Source organism: Streptomyces sp. NPDC048504 (assembly GCF_043200035.1).
Lineage (GTDB): Bacteria > Actinomycetota > Actinomycetes > Streptomycetales > Streptomycetaceae > Streptomyces.
In genome coordinates this window covers 104,416-120,524 of the sequence record NZ_JBICXA010000004.1, presented here as the reverse complement: position 1 = coordinate 120,524, position 16,109 = coordinate 104,416, and the positions used below count along the sequence as shown (strand labels likewise).

At 70.7% G+C, this 16,109-nt stretch carries 13 protein-coding genes; 3 read left to right on the top strand and 10 right to left on the bottom strand.

Features of this window, described 5'->3' with window-relative positions; genetic code table 11:
• Nucleotides 1–58: 58 nt before the first annotated feature.
• Complete coding sequence (locus tag ACGFY9_RS11435) at nucleotides 59–1,150, bottom strand: sugar ABC transporter substrate-binding protein (protein ID WP_393753500.1); 1,092 nt, start codon at nucleotides 1,148–1,150, stop codon at nucleotides 59–61.
• A 334-nt stretch (nucleotides 1,151–1,484) separates the two neighbouring features.
• Here ACGFY9_RS11435 and ACGFY9_RS11430 point away from each other — a divergent pair, with 334 nt between their 5' ends.
• Complete coding sequence (locus ACGFY9_RS11430; protein WP_393753499.1) at nucleotides 1,485–2,387, top strand: helix-turn-helix domain-containing protein; 903 nt, start codon at nucleotides 1,485–1,487, stop codon at nucleotides 2,385–2,387.
• A 32-nt stretch (nucleotides 2,388–2,419) separates the two neighbouring features.
• On the opposite strand, the gene ACGFY9_RS11425 is transcribed toward ACGFY9_RS11430, so the two are convergent.
• Nucleotides 2,420–3,235 carry an SAM-dependent methyltransferase gene (locus ACGFY9_RS11425; RefSeq protein WP_393753498.1) on the bottom strand — a complete coding sequence of 272 codons (816 nt, stop codon included), beginning with the start codon at nucleotides 3,233–3,235 and terminating at the stop codon, nucleotides 2,420–2,422.
• 160 nt (nucleotides 3,236–3,395) lie between these two features.
• The gene (locus ACGFY9_RS11420; RefSeq protein ID WP_393753878.1) at nucleotides 3,396–4,583 is read right to left on the bottom strand and encodes an MFS transporter; all 1,188 of its coding nucleotides are present in this window, start codon (nucleotides 4,581–4,583) and stop codon (nucleotides 3,396–3,398) included.
• Nucleotides 4,584–5,019: 436 nt separating this feature from the next.
• On the opposite strand from ACGFY9_RS11420, the gene ACGFY9_RS11415 reads away from it, so the two are divergent.
• The gene (locus tag ACGFY9_RS11415; protein ID WP_393753497.1) at nucleotides 5,020–5,559 is read left to right on the top strand and encodes a hypothetical protein; all 540 of its coding nucleotides are present in this window, start codon (nucleotides 5,020–5,022) and stop codon (nucleotides 5,557–5,559) included.
• Nucleotides 5,560–5,981: 422 nt separating this feature from the next.
• Here ACGFY9_RS11415 and ACGFY9_RS11410 read toward each other — a convergent pair whose 3' ends face one another.
• Complete coding sequence (locus ACGFY9_RS11410; RefSeq protein WP_393753496.1) at nucleotides 5,982–7,763, bottom strand: protein kinase; 1,782 nt, start codon at nucleotides 7,761–7,763, stop codon at nucleotides 5,982–5,984.
• 264 nt (nucleotides 7,764–8,027) lie between these two features.
• Between ACGFY9_RS11410 and ACGFY9_RS11405 the strand changes: the two genes are divergently transcribed.
• Nucleotides 8,028–9,179, top strand: a complete 1,152-nt coding sequence (locus ACGFY9_RS11405) for an acyl-CoA dehydrogenase family protein (protein WP_393753495.1) — start codon at nucleotides 8,028–8,030, stop codon at nucleotides 9,177–9,179.
• On the opposite strand, the gene ACGFY9_RS11400 is transcribed toward ACGFY9_RS11405, so the two are convergent.
• The 6 genes from ACGFY9_RS11400 to ACGFY9_RS11375 all read right to left on the bottom strand — a co-directional run bounded on the left by ACGFY9_RS11400 (nucleotide 9,173) and on the right by ACGFY9_RS11375 (nucleotide 16,072).
• Nucleotides 9,173–9,703 (bottom strand): PaaI family thioesterase, encoded by a 531-nt coding sequence (locus ACGFY9_RS11400; protein ID WP_393753494.1) that lies wholly within the window; start codon nucleotides 9,701–9,703, stop codon nucleotides 9,173–9,175. The genes ACGFY9_RS11405 and ACGFY9_RS11400 overlap by 7 nt on opposite strands.
• A gap of 16 nt (nucleotides 9,704–9,719) precedes the next feature.
• On the bottom strand, nucleotides 9,720–10,694 hold the full coding sequence (locus tag ACGFY9_RS11395) for an LLM class flavin-dependent oxidoreductase (protein ID WP_393753493.1): 975 nt from the start codon (nucleotides 10,692–10,694) through the stop codon (nucleotides 9,720–9,722).
• Complete coding sequence (locus ACGFY9_RS11390; RefSeq protein WP_393753492.1) at nucleotides 10,691–13,126, bottom strand: GNAT family N-acetyltransferase; 2,436 nt, start codon at nucleotides 13,124–13,126, stop codon at nucleotides 10,691–10,693. Before ACGFY9_RS11390 ends, ACGFY9_RS11395 begins: the two co-directional genes overlap by 4 nt.
• 14 nt (nucleotides 13,127–13,140) lie before the next feature.
• Nucleotides 13,141–14,220 (bottom strand): amidohydrolase family protein, encoded by a 1,080-nt coding sequence (locus ACGFY9_RS11385; protein ID WP_393753491.1) that lies wholly within the window; start codon nucleotides 14,218–14,220, stop codon nucleotides 13,141–13,143.
• An 85-nt stretch (nucleotides 14,221–14,305) separates the two neighbouring features.
• Nucleotides 14,306–15,271: an electron transfer flavoprotein subunit alpha/FixB family protein gene (locus ACGFY9_RS11380; protein WP_393753490.1), complete on the bottom strand. Its 966-nt coding sequence runs from the start codon at nucleotides 15,269–15,271 to the stop codon at nucleotides 14,306–14,308.
• Between the two features lie 39 nt (nucleotides 15,272–15,310).
• Nucleotides 15,311–16,072: an electron transfer flavoprotein subunit beta/FixA family protein gene (locus tag ACGFY9_RS11375; RefSeq protein WP_393753877.1), complete on the bottom strand. Its 762-nt coding sequence runs from the start codon at nucleotides 16,070–16,072 to the stop codon at nucleotides 15,311–15,313.
• Nucleotides 16,073–16,109: the final 37 nt, after the last annotated feature.

The following is a 16,109-nucleotide window of genomic DNA, read 5'->3' as shown; positions in this document are numbered from 1 at the left end:
GTTTTCTGTCGGGGGAGTTGGCCATCAGCGGTGCTCGGTCATCAGCGCTGCTCGGCCGTCAGGCGCAGGAGAGGATCTTGTCGGCGAACTGCTTCTTCAGCTCGGCGGTCTTCGCCTGCCGCGCCTTGTCGTAGCCGGCGACGTTCGCCTTGGTGACGACGAACGAACCCGAGTCCACCTCCACGCCCGGGGAGCGCACCGTGCACTGCTTCGTCTGGAGCAGGGCCAGCGCCCAGATCCCGATCTCGGCCTGCCCGACCGGGTTCTGCACGACGGTGGCGGCGACCGTGCCCTGCTTGATGCCGCTGAGGATCTTGGCGTCGTCGTCGATGGCGATGACCTTCGCCTTCGACCCGGACGACTTGACGACATCGGCCGCGGCGACGGCCGGGTTGTAGGCGGTCGCGACAATGCCCGCGATCTGACTGCCCTTCGCGGCCATCAGGTCGGACACCGCCTTCTGCGCGGTCTGCAGGTCCGTGTCGATGTCGGTGATGGTCTGCAGGAGCTTGACCTTGCCGCCCGACTCCTTCACGGCCTGGGCGACGCCCTTGATCCTCAACTGGGTATTGGCGTCGACGTTGTTGCCGGTCAGGTGGACCAGGGTGCCCTTGCCGCCCATGGCCGCGATCGCCGCCTTCGCGGCTTTGTAGGCGGCGAGTTGGACGTCGGTGGAGAGACAGAAGTCGGCCTCGTCCTTGTCGCCCGCGGGGCACGAACCCAGCGAAGCCACCGGGAAACCCTGGGACTTGAGGTCCGTGAAGGTCGAGTTGATGTCGGTGGGGGAGACGCCGAACACCCCGAACGCGTTGTAGCCGCGCGCAGCGAGCGTCGACAGCAGGTTGTTCTGCTTCTGCTGGTCCCACTCCGCCGTCTCGTCGAAGGCGACGGCTCCGAGGCCGTCCGCCTTCTTCGCGGCGGCGCCCGCGGTCTTCCAGGGCTGGAAGTACGGGTGGGCGCCGCCGGGCACGAGGGCGACCTTGGTCCTGGAGCCGTCCACGAGGTCGGAGCCTGCGCCGGTCCGGGCGGCCGGCGCGGCCTGACTGCCGGACTGCGCACCGGAGTTCTTGTAGGTACAGGCCGCTGTCCCCGTCGCCAGCAGCGCGACCGCGACAACTCCGGGCAGGACAGATCTGGTTGGGAAGCGCATGACCCACCCCTGCGGATTCAGATAGGAATCAGATAGGAAATCGATGCGGCGATCGTGAGGGAGGAAGCCGGGCGCGTCAAGGCTTGCGGCACAAACAGGTGCGGTGGGTTGGGAGTTTGCGACTCTCAGGGCTCCCGTCGATGCCTCTCATGTGGTCCGGCTGTGCGCGAAATCGTATAGGAAATGCCCGCGTGTCGGCCTGGCCGTAAAGGCGCAGATCATTCCCGCAACGTGAAGATCGTGTGCCCCTCGGCCCCCTAGGATGACTGGCTTCAGCGTTCGCGGGTGGGCAACTCGTGGGCGTGCAACGGCCGTTCACCGCAGGGAGTTGCGCATGGGTTCCGACATGAGTGCCAACGAGGTCTTAACCGCGCCACTGGACGGGCTGTCGGCCGGCCCGGTGGTGCCGCGGCTGGTGCTGGGTGCGCGGTTGCGCGAACTGCGGGAGGAGCGGCACATCTCCCGCGCGGCCTCCGGTGACGCCATCCGCGCCTCGCGCTCCAAGATCAGCCGCCTGGAGGCCGGTCGCCACCGCTTCAAACCGCGCGATGTCGCCGACCTGCTCACGCTCTACGGCGTCACGGACGAGGCGGAGCGGGCCACCCTGCTGGCCCTCGCCGAGGAGGCCAACTCCCCAGCCTGGTGGCAGCACTTCAACGATGTGGTGCCCACGTGGGCGCGGGCCTACCTCGGGGCCGAACAGGCGGCGAGCCTCGTCCGCTGCTTCGAGGTCCAGCGCGTTCCCCACCTGCTGCAGACCCCGGACTACGCGCGCGCCTCCCTCCGGCTCGCCCACGCGGGTGCCGGCGGGGCGGAACTCGACCGGCGGGTCAAGCTGCGGATGACACGGCAGCGGATTCTGCGCCGGCGGCCGGCGGCACAGCTCTGGGCGGTGATCGACGAGGCGGCGCTGCGCCGCCCGGTGGGTGGAATCGGCACGATGCGGGCCCAGTTGAGGCATCTCATCGAGATCTGCCGGCTGCCGCAGGTCACCGTCCAGGTGATGCCGTTCCTCGCGGGCGGGCACGCGGGGGAGGCCGGGCCGGTGACCATCCTGCGGCTGCCCGGGGGCCGGCTGCCCGACATGGTCTACCTGGAGCAGCGGGTCACCGCGCTGTATCCCGACCGGCCGACCGAGATCGAGTGCTACTGGGACGTCATGAACCGGCTGGTGGTGGAGGCGGAATCGCCGGAGGAGACTCCGACGATCCTGCATCGCATTCTTCAGGAGACGTGATCCGCCAAAGGACGTGAACTGCCGGGCGGGTTCTAGCGCTTGAGGGCGACACCGCCGTACTGGTGCACCTCCGCCGGCAGGCCCCAGGCGCTCTCGTCGGGACGCCAGCGCGAGCAGGAGGCCACGCCCGGTTCGATCAGTTCCAGGCCCTCGAAGAAGCCCGCGATCTGCTCGGGGCTGCGCAGGATGTACGGGATCGAACCGCCCTCGTTGTACTGGCGGATGGCGTCGACGTAGGCCTCGCTGGTGTCGGTGCTGTCGTACTGCACGAGGTAGCTGCCGGAGGGCAGGGCGTCCACCAGGCGCCGTACGATCGAGCGCGCCTCGTCGTAGTCCTCGATGTGGCCCAGGATGCCCATCAGCATGAGGGCGACGGGCTTGTCGAAGTCGAGCGTCTTGCCGGCCTCGCGGACGATGGTGGCCGGGTCGCGCAGGTCGGCGTCGACGTAGTTGGTGACGCCTTCCGGGGAACTGGTGAGCAGGGCGCGGGCGTGGGCCAGTACCAGCGGGTCGTTGTCGACGTAGACGATGCGGCACTCCGGGGCCACGCGCTGGGCTATCTCATGGGTGTTGTCCACGCTGGGCAGCCCGGTGCCGATGTCCAGGAACTGCCGTATGCCCTCCTCGCCGGCCAGGTGACGGACGGCGCGCGCGAGGAAGTACCGGGCGGCACGGGCGCCGGTCTCTATGCCGGGGAAGATCTCGCGGAACGCGTCACCGGCGACACGGTCCACCTCGTAGTTGTCCTTGCCGCCCAGCCAGTAGTTCCAGATCCGGGCCGACTGCGGCACGGTGGTGTCGAACCTGGCGAGCGGATCCTGCTCGGAGTTGTCTGCCGCTTCGGTCATGGAAGCTCCTGTGCGTGCGCGGTGAGAACCACGGAACCGTCGAAGATCGGCCGTGGACACCCACGTTATTCCCCCGTGGCGCGACTCGTGTGCCTCGTCGGCCCCAACTGCACGTACCGGCCCGCTCGTTGGCTGGTTCGCTGCGGCCCGTGACGTGGAATCAGCCCTCTGCGGCGTGCCGGGTGAGGAATCCGATGAGGGCCGCGACGGCGGCGAGTGCGGCCACGCTGGTGAGGGCGGCGGGGAGGGAGTACCAGTCGGCCATGAAGCCGATGGCGGGCGGTCCCAGGAGCATGCCGCCGTAGCCGAGGGTGGAGGCGATGGCGACGCCGTCGGGGCCGGCGAGGGTGCCGGCGCGTTCGACGGCGACGGGGAAGAGGTTGGCGAGTCCGAGCCCGGTGATCACGAAGCCGAGGACGGCTGCCCACAGGGTGGGCGCGAGCGCGCCGAGCAGCATGCCGAGGGCGGCGGTCGTGCCGCCGGAGACGAGGGTGCGGGTGCGGCCGAGGCGTTCGAGGAGCCGGGTGCCGGTGAGCCGGCCGGCGGTCATGGCGAGCGCGAAGCAGGAGTAGCCGATGGCGGCGGCGCCGGCGGTGGCGTCGAGGTCCTGCTCCAGGTGCAGGGCGCTCCAGTCGGCCAGGGCACCTTCGCCGAAGGCGGTGCAGAGGGCGATCAGGCCGAAGGTGAAGACGAGGCCGCGGGTGCGGGGGGTGAGGCGGCGGGGGGTGGTCTCCCGCTTCGGGGAATCCTTGGGGGGATCGGCGGGTTCGGGAGGTGCCGGGGGCTTCAGGCGCAGCAGGTCGCGCCCTACGACCGCGGTGACGAGCAGGCCGATCAGGGTGAGGCCGAACAGGTGCTGGGTCGGGGTCAGGAAGCCGGCGACCAGTCCGCCGAGCCCGGCGCCGACCATGCCGCCGAGGCTGAACGCGGCGTGGAAGCTGGGCATGATGGGCCGCCGCATGGCCCTGACCAGGTCGACCGCCGCGCTGTTGAACGCGACGTTGATCCCTCCATAGGCGGCGCCGAAGATCAGCAGGACGAGACCGAGGGTGAGGGGTGAGTGGGTGAGCGGTGGGAGGGAGACGCTCAGGGACAGCAACACGGCGCAGACGACGGTGACTTGGTGGTTGCCGTAGCGGTGGCAGAGGCGGCCGGTGAGCATCATCGTGATGACGGCGCCGGCGGAGACGCCGAGGAGCGCGAGTCCGAGGGTGCTGGCGGAGGCGCCGGTCTGTTCCTTGATGGCGGGGATGCGGACGACCCAGCCGGCGAAGATGAAGCCGTCCAGGGCGAAGAACGCGGTGAGGGTGATCCGGAGTCGGGTCAGGTCGGTGGGGGCGCCCGGCACGGCGTTGTGCGTTCGGGGTTTGTTTATTTGCGGCACAAAGTCAGGCTAGGTGGGGGTCGCGCCCAGGGCAAGGGGGGTGGCGGGCGCCCGGGGCGAGGCGCGGCTCGCCCCGGGCGCTGCCCGTGGACCACCTAGGGGGCGTCGGCAGCCGGGTCTGGAGCGGCAGGAACAGACGGGCGTGTCCGCCGCTCGTCGACCTCCCACGGCGATGATGAGGACCAGGAGACCGGCCGGGACAACCGGTCTCACGGTCGGGTCGGGTCGGTCCGACCGGCGGCGGCCCCACGCACCACCGATGCGACGGAACTCGTGGCCATCGCGCCCTCGTCAACGCTCCTTCAGGTCTTCTCGCGGAAGTGGTAGCTCCGCCCGGGCAGGGGGCAGAACGGGTCCATGCAGGACGACAAGGACCCGACAAGCCCCTGGAGGTGGTGACTTGACCGTCATCGTCGGCCTGGTCCATCGCGGGCGGGTCCATCTCGCCGGTGACTCGGCAGGCAGCAGCGGGTCGCAGCTCACGATCCGCCGTGATCCGAAGGTCTTCACCAACGGCCCCTATGTACTCGGATTCACGACCTCGTTCCGTATGGGCCAGCTCCTGCACCACGCGTTCGAGGCCCCGCACCCCGAGGGCGACCTCGACCGTTTCATGGCCACGCGCTTCATCAACGCCGTCCGAGCCTGCCTCAAGGACGGTGGATGGGCCCGCAAGGACTCCGAGCAAGAACAGGCAGGCGTCTTCCTGGTCGGCGTCCACGGCCGTCTCTTCGAGATCCATGACGACTATCAGGTCGGTGAGCCCATGGAGGGATATTCCGCTGTGGGCTCCGGGGACGACCTGGCTCTCGGAGCTCTGCACGCCACCGCCGACCTCGGCCTCAAACCGCGCGAGCGCCTCACAGCCGCCCTTCGTGCCGCGGATCATCACAGCACGTATGTCTCCGCCCCGTACACCTACGTCAAGACACCCCGTTGAACGGTCCTGCGGGAGGGGCGGGGCTTCGTGCCGTACGACCTCACGACCTCATCCCCCGATCGTCAGCGGTCGCGCCCAGATCACCACCGACTGAAGTAGCCGGACGGGCGTGGTCGTCGTAGCCGCAGGTGGCCAGTGCGGCGCCCGAGTGGTCGTGGCCGTGGTGGCTCGGGAGCGGGGGCCACCCGGCCGGACAGGGCCGGTGACGGCGTCCTGGGTGTCGCGGGCCCACCACGGGCGGCGTGTGCCGTGACGATCAGAGGGGGAGCGGGAGCCGGTCGGTCAGGTGCCGTGGACAGTGCGCCACCGGGCGCAGTCGGCCAGCGGTGCCGCTCCAGGGGGCCTTGAACGCCGTGTCACCCGGGCCGGATTCGGCGACCGGGCCGCCGCTGTCCAGCACCGCGACGGGTGGGGCGCGTGCGTCACTCCGTGCCGCGCAGGGCGAGCCAGGTCTCGCGGCCCACGATGCCGTCGGCGTCCAGCAGCTTGGCGCTCTGGAAGCTCCGCACCGCCGACTCGGTTCCGGCACCGAAGTCGCCGTCCACGCCGGTGCTCCCGACGGAGTATCCGCGCTTCGTCAGCATGCACTGCACCTGCAGCACACGTTTGCCGCTGTCTCCCAGACGCGTGCGTCCGTTGCCGTGGTAGTACGTGCAGTCCGAGATCCAGGCCGGGGTCGCGGGCTCGGTGGTGGGCGGACTGCTCGGGGGCGATGAGGGAGTGGCGTCGGCCGAGGCGCTGGGATCGGCATCGGGAGCGGAGGGAGTGCCGTGCGCCGCCGGTGCGGCGGAGCCCGAGTCCTCGGGGTGCGTGGCCGCGCCGTCGGGGGTCGCGGCGCCGTCGACGTTCTTGCCGGAGGCGGCCCTCGCGTCCGCGGCCCCGGGCGTCGACGAGAGGGCGGTGTCGCCGGGCCGGATGCGGTCGGTCGTCGTAGCGGACCCCGGGCCGGAAGCGGCGGGCGGGGCGTCGTGGCGACTGAGCACGAAGACCCCCGCGGCCACCGCGCAGACGGCGATGCCCGCGGCGACGGCCCGTACCGACTTCTTCCGTGCCCAGGTGCGGACTCCGCCCTCCTGGGGACGTGCCGATGGCGTGCCGGAGGCGGCGTCGGCGGCCACCACCGGTGGTTCGAGAACGGGCGGACCAGGTCGGCCGCCCTGCCCGGCCGGTGCCGACGGCATCGCCATCGGCCGTTCGTCCGGAGACCGTAATCGGGCTGGCGATGCGACGGGGAGGCGGTACAGCACCTCGTACGCCCGCTGCCGGGCCAGCAGTTGGCCGGCCAGCGGCTCGGGCCACACGGTCGTTTCGGTGCGTTCCCCGGCCGCGTTGATCAAGTCCTGCCCGGTGGGCCGCCGTTCGGGCTCCTTGGCCAGGCAGGCGGTCAGCAGCGAGCCGAGCACCGCGTCCGCCGTCGAGATCTCGGCGATCAGTTCAGGGTCCGGCTCCTCGAACGCCACCCGGTGCATCACGTCGATCCCCGTACCGTCGCCGAACGGGGCATGCCCCGCCGCCGCGTACACCAGTGTCCCGGCGAGGGAGAACACGTCCGACGCCGGGTCGGATCTGCCGGTCCGCAGGTGTTCCGGCGACATGTAGGCCGCGGTTCCCACCCGGACACCCGTGCTGGTGATCGTGCTGGCGTCCATGGCCTTCGAAATGCCGAAGTCGATCACATGCGCGCCCCCGACGGACAGCAGCACGTTGGACGGCTTCAGATCCCGGTGCACGATCCCCGTGGCGGCGAGGTCGGTCAGCGCCTGCCCCAGTTCCGCCACCAGACGCCAGACCGCGGCCGTCTCCAGGGCGCCGTGCTCACGTACGGCGTGCGCCAGATCGAGCCCCGGGAGGTACTCGGTGGCCATCCACAGCAGCTCGTCCTGGAAGCCCGTGCCGCACAGTCTCGGTGTGTGCGACGTGCTGACCCGCTCGTGCACCGACGCTTCACGCTCGAACCGGCGCCGGAAGCCGGGATCGTCCGCGTACTCCGGCCTGATCACCTTCACCGCGGCCAGACCGGGGCTGCCGTCCGAGGGACGTGCGAGGTAGACGCGCCCCATACCGCCGCTGCCGAGCAGGGCCAGGGGCGCATAGGGACCGATGAGATCCGGGTCACCGAGGCGCAGGGGTGAGGCACCGGTCTGCCGCAGCGTGGCGGCCTCGTTCGTCGCCAGGTCCGCTGGCAGCGGCCGCTGTTCTGACACGGATCTCCCGAAGTGATGTGCGCCGTACGTCAGTTCGGCTCCACGGATTGACGAGGCTATCCGAGCCGTGGCGTCCGTTCAGGGTTTCCCGCACTTCCGTTCCCCCCAGGGTTGTTCAGGATGCCGCGATCAAGCCCCTCGTGACGGATGTCGGACTCGACCGTGCGGGCAGTCCGCCGAACCGGTGCATTCCTGCCGGGCACCCTATCCGCTAACATAGAATAATTAGCTAGATGAATAGCCTAGTGCTGTCGAGGAGTGGCCGTGGACTTCGGGCTGACCGACGAGCAGGACCTGTTGCGCGCGACGGCACGGCAGTTCGTCGCCGACGTGTGCCCGGCCGAGAAGGCCAAGCAGTGGGACGAGGAGGGCGTCGTGCCGCCCGAGCTGTTCCGCGGCATGGCCGATCTGGGGTGGTTCTCCCTCCCGTTCGGTGAGGATGAGGGCGGCGACGGCGGCGGCCCGCTCGAACTCATCCTGATCGCCGAGGAGTTGGGGCGGTCCAGTTTCGACGTCGCCATGTGCTACATCGGCGTGCTCATCCCGGGGATCACCGTGTTCCGGTGGGGCAGCGAGGCGCAGCGCGACTTCATCCGTGAGCAGGTGATGACGGGGCGGCACCGGCTCGCCGTCGGCCTCAGCGAGCCGGACAGCGGGTCCGACGCCGCCGCCCTGCGCACCACCGCCGAGGACCACGGCGCCCACTTCCTCGTCCGCGGCCAGAAGGCCTGGTGCACCGGCGGCGGCCTGCCCGACACGACCATCGCGACCTACGTGCGGACCGGGCCCCGCGAGCCCAAGCACGGCGGCATCAGCCTGCTGCTAGTCGACCCCGCGACGGCCGGCGTCGAGGTGCGCCGGACGCCGACGCTGGCCCGGCACATCCTCGGCACCAACGAGGTCTTCTTCAACGACGTCCTGGTCCCGAAGGAGAACCTCGTCGGCCCGCGCGACGAGGGCTGGAAGGTCATGCTCTCCAACATCGAACTGGAGAAGGTGATCATCACCGGCGGCTATCTGGGTGCCGCGCAGGCCACGTTGGACGAAATGCTGGAGTACTCCCGCACCCGGCACGCCTTCGGGCGACCGATCGGGAACTTCCAGGCCCTCGCCCATGCCATGGCCGACCTGCAGACCGAGATCGACTCCGCCCGGCTGCTCGCCTACCGCGCCGCCTGGCTGCTCGCCCAGGGCAAGCCGTGCACCCGGGAGGGCTCGATGGCCAAGCTGAAGGGGTCGGAGACGTATGTGGCGGCCGCCCGGCTCGGGATGCAGGTGTGCGCCGGGCACGGTTTCTCGACCGAGAGCGTGATGAGCTTCCGCTACCGGGAGTCGATCGTGGCCACGATCTCCGGGGGCACCAGCCAGATCCAGCGCAACGGGATCGCCCGGAGCATGGGGCTGCGGTCCTACTGACCCGCGCCTTCGCCCTTGGTCTCCTGGTCGGCCAGCCACGCCTCGTGCCGCGCGAAGTGGCCCTGGTCGCGGGTCACCCAGATCCCGGAGACCCGGGCCAGCACGGCACGTGTCGGCAGCAGCACCATCTCGCCCGCGATGTACCAGCGCCGGCCCTCCCGCCGCTCGACCCAGGCACGGACCTCCAGCGGCCGTTCCACCGGCACCGGCTTCACGAAGCTCACGCTCAACTCCGCCGTGACGCTCAACACCCGGTGCAGCAGCGGGAGATGACCGAGGCAGTCGTCCAGTACGGCCGCCGTCCAGCCGCCGTGCGCGACGTTGGGACCGCCCTCCTGGTCGCGAGGGCAGACGAGTTCGAACACCGCCACGCCGTCCCCGTCGAGCCGTTCGCCCTCGACGCCCAGACGGCAGGAACCGGCGACCCGGCACGCGCCGCACAGCGCCACGCCGCCGGGGGTGCGCGGCGGCTCCTGGAAGTCCGACCCCGCCCACACTCCGGTCTGACCGGTTCCCATCGACATGCTCGAACTCCTCGTGTCAGACATCGGCGAGTAGCGGCCGCAACTTCCCGGCGATCAGCTGGACTTGGCGGGCGACCATCTCCTCAGGCATCCCGGCCAGCGACGCCCACAGGAACACCCCTTCGACCGGCAACCCGGCGACGTACGCCTTGATGGCCTCGGCGATGTCCTGCGGGGTGCCGTAGAGGAATTGACCGACGCCTGTCGCCTTCAGCCCCGTCTCCCGCCACTTCTCGGGATCGATGGGGCGGGGAGCGGGCTGGTCGGTCCCCTCGACCATGTACCGGCGATAGCTGTCCCACTGGTACGCGAGGTGTTCGCGCACCACCGGCCAGTCGCCGTCGGGGTCCTCGGTGACGAACGTGGTGAAGGAACCCTGCATCCGGGCCGCCGACACGTCGTGGCCGCTCTCGGCGAGCCCGTCCCGGTACGGCGCCAGCAGCGTGGGGTTGAGGGACAGCAGGCCCGTGCCCAGCCGCCCGGCCCGGCGTGCGCCCTGCGGGCCCTGGTAGCCGAGCCAGATCGGCAGCGGGTCCTGGACCGGGCCGGGGGTGACCAGGGATTCGGACCACAGGCCGCGGATCTCCCGCACCCGCTGGTCCGTCGTGGAGTAGCGCTTGGCGAGATCGGCGCCGTAGAGCCGGTACTCGGGTACCCGGTAGCCGGTGCCGAGTCCGAGGTCCAGGCGGCCGTCGCTGATGATGTCGACGATCGCGGCCTGTTCGGCGATCTCGGGGGCCGCGTGCAGCGGCGCGGGGATGACCGCGGTGCCCAGCCGGATGCGGCGGGTGCGGGCAGCTGCCGCGGCCGCCATGGTGAGCGGCTGCGGGAGGTATCCGTCCTCGAAACCGTGGTGTTCGGAGAACCAGACCGAGTCGAGGCCGAGTTGGTCCGCCTCCTCGCACATCTCCAGGGCGAATCCGTAGACGCGTGACCAACTCTGTCGCCAGGGCGGGGGGTTGCGCATGTCGAAGTAGATGCCGACCTTCATGAGGGGCCGCCTCTCCTTGTGTCGTCGCTGAGTTGGATCGTCGCGTGGGTGACGGCGACTCCGTCCCCGGGCGGCAGCAGCCGTATCGGACGCAGGTCCATGGACTCGATCTCGGGCAGGTCCTCGACCATCGCGGAGATCCGCAGCACGGCTTCTTCGAGGGCCGTCAGGTCCACACCCGGGCCGCCCACCCGGCCGTCCAACAGCGGGGCGGCCCGCAGCGAGCGGATCATCTCGCGGGCGTCGCGGTCGCTGAGCGGGGTGATCCGGTGGGCGACGTCCGCCATGAGGTCGGCGTAGTCACCGGTGAGACCGAACGCGATCACCGGGCCGAAGACCGGGTCCGCGCGCACGGAGAGGAACGCGTCCGGGCCCGGCACGTGAGTGTCCCGTACGGAGATGCCGTACGAGTCCAGCAACTCGGCGGCCACCTGCGGCGGTACGGGTCCGGGAGCGCACCCGGCGATCAGTGAGGGGGCCCGGTCCGTGTCCACCTCCGGGAGGTCCGGTATGACTCCCGCAGGGGTGCCGCGCCATGCCTGGTACGCGGCCGCATGGCCGAGCGAGGTCGCCGCGGACTCGGGGAACGCGTAGGTCGGTACGACGAGTTCGCCCCGGTGCAGGAGATCGGCGACGCCCGCGCCGCCCAGGAAACTCGCGACCACCGGCTTCTCGGGCGCGGCCTCGGCCGCGTCGAGTATCGCCGCCGCCACCTCGTCGGGCTTGTCCGCCAGCGGCGGCATGAAGAGGACCACGGCGGCGTCGATGCCGTCGTCGGCCAGGACGGCGTCCAGCGCCTGCCGGTAGTGCGCGGCGGTGGACGTGGGCGTGAGGTCGATCGGGTTGGTGACGTCAGCGCGGGGCGAGAGCGCCGTACGGAGGGAGTGCTGTAGACGCTCGTCCAGTGCGGGCACCCGCAGGCCGCTCGCCTCGCACGCTCCGACAGTCAGCGCGGCGGGACCGCCCGCGTTGGTGATCACGGCGACCCGGTTGCCCGGCGGGGGTGGCTGGTGCGCCAACAGGAGTGCTACGTCGAAGAGTTCCTGGAGGCTGCGGGTACGGATGACGCCGGACTGGGCGAAGAGCGAGTCGACCGCCGCGTCCGCGTGCCCCGGGTGCACCGCGACGATCGGCTTGCGCGGCGCGACCCGGCGCGCAATGCGGGCGAAGCGGCGCGGATTGCCGAAGGTCTCGACATGCAGGAGGACCACCGAGGTCTCGGGATCCTCCTCCCACCACTGGAGCAGGTCGTTGGTGGACACGTCCACGGCGTGGCCCACCGACACGAACCCCGAGAAGCCGAGCCGCAGCCGCCGGGCGAAGTCGAGCACCGCGAGCCCGAGCGGCCCGGACTGGCTGGACATCGCCACCCGGCCCGGCGTGGGCAGCGCGGGGGAGAAGGTCGCGGCCAGCCGGGCCGCGGGCGTCGTGTTGACCACGCCCATGCAGTTCGGGCCCACCAGCCGCATCCCGGAGGCGCGGGCGAAGCGGGCCAGCTCCAGCTCGGTCGTCCGGCCTTCGACTCCCGTCTCCCTGAAGCCGGTTGAGACAACGACCACGGCTTTTACACCGGTCTCCGCACACTCTCGTACGACATCGGGCACCGCCTCGGCCCGCACGGCGACCAGTGCCAGGTCGGGCACCTCGGGCAGCTCCCGGACGCTCGGGTACGCCCGTGTCCCCGCGATCTGCTCGGCGCGCGGATTGACCGGGAACACGAAGCCGCGGAAACCGCCCCGCAGCAGGTTGGCGACGATCTCGTGGCCGATCGTCAGGGGGCTGCGGTTCGCGCCGATCACCGCGACCGAGCGAGGTTCGAGCAGCGGTCGCAGGGAACGTCGTACGGCCGTGTGTTCGCGACGTTCGGCGCGGGCCACGGCCTGGGCCTGCGGGTCGACGGCGATCTCGAAGTGGACGATCTGGCCGGGCGGCCCGGACTCCACCCGGAAGCCGGAGCCGAGGAACACGTTGATCATGCGGGTGTTGTCGGCGAGGACGTCGGCCTCCAGGACCCGGATGCCCCGGGCGCGGGCGGCAGCGGCGATGTGCTCCAGGAGCAGCCTGCCGAACCCCTCGCTCTGGTGGTCGTCGCGGATGGTGAAGGTGACCTCCGCGTGTTCCGGCTCCTCCGGATCACGGACGTAGCGCACCAGGCCCGCTATCTCGTCGCCGGCCAGGGCGACGAGCGCCAGCTCGTTCAGGTAGTCCACGTGCGCGCCGCGCCGGATCACGTCGTCGCGGGCGCGGACCACCGGGCCGAGCGAGCGATAGGCCAGGGTCGCCCGGGACAGTCCGCCGACGAACGCGACCAGGCGGTCCGCGTCCTCCGGCCGGACGGGCCGGACGAACGTCGACCGGCCGGTGCGCACGAGACCCGGTCGTTCCAGATCCTCGGGATACGGCGGATCCTCGGGATACGGCGGAGCGCTCATCGGGGTGTCGCCGCTCAGACGGCCGCCTCCTGGGGAGTCTGCTCGGGCAGGCTGAACAGCTCGTCGAAGGTGCCGCGGGTGACCCGCTCGCGGATGTCCGCGGACACACCGTCGAACAGCTCGTGCAGGGTGGACTGGGTGTGGCCGTAGGTGCCCTCCAGGTGGGGGTAGTCGTCGCCCCACATCACGTTGCGGTAGCCCGTCGACTCGACGATCTCCACCGAGCTCTTGTCGTGCTGGAAGGAGGCGTACACCTGCTGCCTGATGATCTCGCTGGGCAGCCGGCTGAGCTTCGGCCGGACGAACATGCCGTGCTGACGGTAGGCCTCGTCCATCCGGTCGCCGATGGCCGGCACCCAGCCCGCGCCGCCCTCCGCGATGAGGATCTTCAGGTCGGGGTGCCGGTCCAGGGCACCGCCCGCGACCATGTGGGACACGACGCGCATGCCCGGATACGTCGTCTCCATGTAGTTGACGACCGCGCCGCCGGGACCGCGGAAGACGACGTTCTCGCCGCCGGTGCCGATGTGGAAGCCCAGGGTCAGTCCGGCCCGCTCGGCCGCCGTCCACAGCGGCTCCCAGCGGTCGAGGGCGTACTCCTCGCCGGGCCGTGTCTGGCACGGCAGGAAGACGGACTGGAAGCCCATCTCCGCCACGCGCTCGACCTCGGCGACCGCGTCCTCGACGTCGGCGGTCGACACGCAGGCGGGAGTGATGATGCGCTTCTGCTTCCCGAGGACCTCGGAGTGCGCCCAGTCGTTCCAGGCCCGTACGGTCTCCCGGGCCAGCTCCCGCTCTGTGATCGACACCAGCCAGAACCCCATGGAGGGAAAGGCCAGTTGACCCCACACGCCCTCCTGGTCCAGGTCCTTCAGCCGGACCTGGAGGTCCCGGGCGCCCGGCGGCCGCATGGCGTCCATGAAGTCGTTGAGCTGGCGGTCGATGCGCTCGCCGTCGATGTACAGCACCTCGTACTTGTCGCCGCGCTCACTGCGCGGCGCCCGGTCGGCGAGGCGTGGCGGCAGCGCCTGGATCCACAGGTCGTCGGGTTCCATCACATGGGAGTCCCCCGAGTTGACCCAGATCTTCGTCATGACACTCCTTCGGGTCAATAGATGCAATCAGTTAGCGATTTTAATCGTATCGGCGGACGGACGGAAGGCCAGGAGGGGGTGGAGATCAGCTCCGGCGCCGCTCGATCTCCTCCACCAGCTGCGGGAGCACCTGGAAGAGGTCTCCTACGACGCCGTAGTCCGCGAGTTCGAAGATGGGGGCGTCCTTGTCCTTGTTGACGGCGACGATGGTCTTGGAGGTCTGCATGCCCGCACGGTGCTGGATCGCCCCGGAGATTCCGGCGGCGAGGTAGAGCTGCGGGGAGACCTGGGCGCCGGTCTGGCCGACCTGGTGGCTGTGCGGGTACCAGCCGGCGTCGACGGCGGCCCGGGACGCTCCGACGGCCGCGCCCAGAGCGTCGGCGACGCGCTCGATGACGGCGAAGTTCTCGGCGGCGTTCACCCCGCGGCCACCGGAGACGACGATGTCGGCCTCGGCCAGCTCGGGGCGGTCGCCGCGCTCCCGGGGTGTGCGGGACAGGACCTTCACGGCGGCGGAGGCCGGGCCGAAGGTGACGTCCCACTTCTCCAACTCGGCTGTGACGGGGGCCGGTTCGGGCGCGGTCGCGTTCGGCTTCACCGTGATCACCGGAATGCCTTGGGTGATGTGAGCCGTGACCTGGTGCGTCGCCGCGAACGCGGACTGCTCGGTGACCGGGCGGCCGTCCTCGCCCGCCGTGATGTCGACCGCGTCCGTGATCAGCCCCGACTCCAGGCGGAGCGCGACCCGAGCGGCGGTCTCCTTGCCGTCTGGGCCGGACGGCAGCAGGATCGCCGCCGGGGCGATGCTGTCGGCGATCTGGGTGAGGGCGTCGACAGCCGGACCGACGAGGAGCTCCTCGACCTCGGGTGCGTCCACGACGTACACCTTGTGCGCGCCGTACCGGCCGAGGGTCTCGGCCGCGACGTCCGCGCCCGGGCCGAGGAAGACGGCTGACGGTTCGCCCAACCGGCGTGCCAGGGTGAGCAGTTCGAGGGTCGGCTTGCGGACGGTGCCGTCCAGGTGATCGACGAGTACGAGGATCTCGGCCACGGTGCTGGGCTCCTTGGGTCGGTCGGGCGAAGGTGTCGGTCAGACGAACTTCCTGGCGGTGAGGAACGCGGCCAGACCGGTGCCGCCCGCGCCGTCGTCGGCGAGGATCTCTCCCTTGGTGCGCGGTGGACGCCTGGTCGCTGTGTCGACGGCGGATCGCGCACCGGCCCGGCCGACCCGCTCGGTGTCGATGCCGAGATCGGCGAGGCCGAGGGTCTCCAACGGCTTCTTCTTCGCGGCCATGATCCCCTTGAAGGAGGGGTAACGGGCGTCACCGGAACGGTCGGTCACCGAGACCACGGCCGGCAGCGCGCTCTGGACCCGCACGGTCGCGGTGTCGCCCTCGCGCCGGCCGGTCACCGTGCCGTCCTCGACGGTCAGCTCCTCGACGTGGGTGACGGCCGGGATGCCGAGCCGCTCCGCGAGCAGCGCCGCTACGACGCCCCCGCCGCCGTCCGTCGAGGCCATCCCGCACAGCACGAGATCGAAGCCGTGCCGTTGGATCGCCCCGGCCAGCACGAGCGAGGTGGCGAAGACGTCACTGCCCTCGATGTCCTCGTCGGCCACGTGCACCGCCGAGTCGCCGCCCATGGCGAGCGCCTTGCGCAGGGCGTCCTTCGCGTCGTCGGGGCCGACGGTGAGGTAGCAGATCTCGACGTCCGGGCCCGACTCCGCGATCCGCAGGGCCTGTTCGACCGCGTACTCGTCGAGTTCGGACAGCAGCGAGTCGACCGCCGCGCGGTCGGTGGTGCCGTCCTCGGTGAAGGTGCGGTCCGCCGTGGCGTCGGGCACGTGTTTCACGCAGACAACGATCTTCACGTCGCCCTCCCGAGGGTCT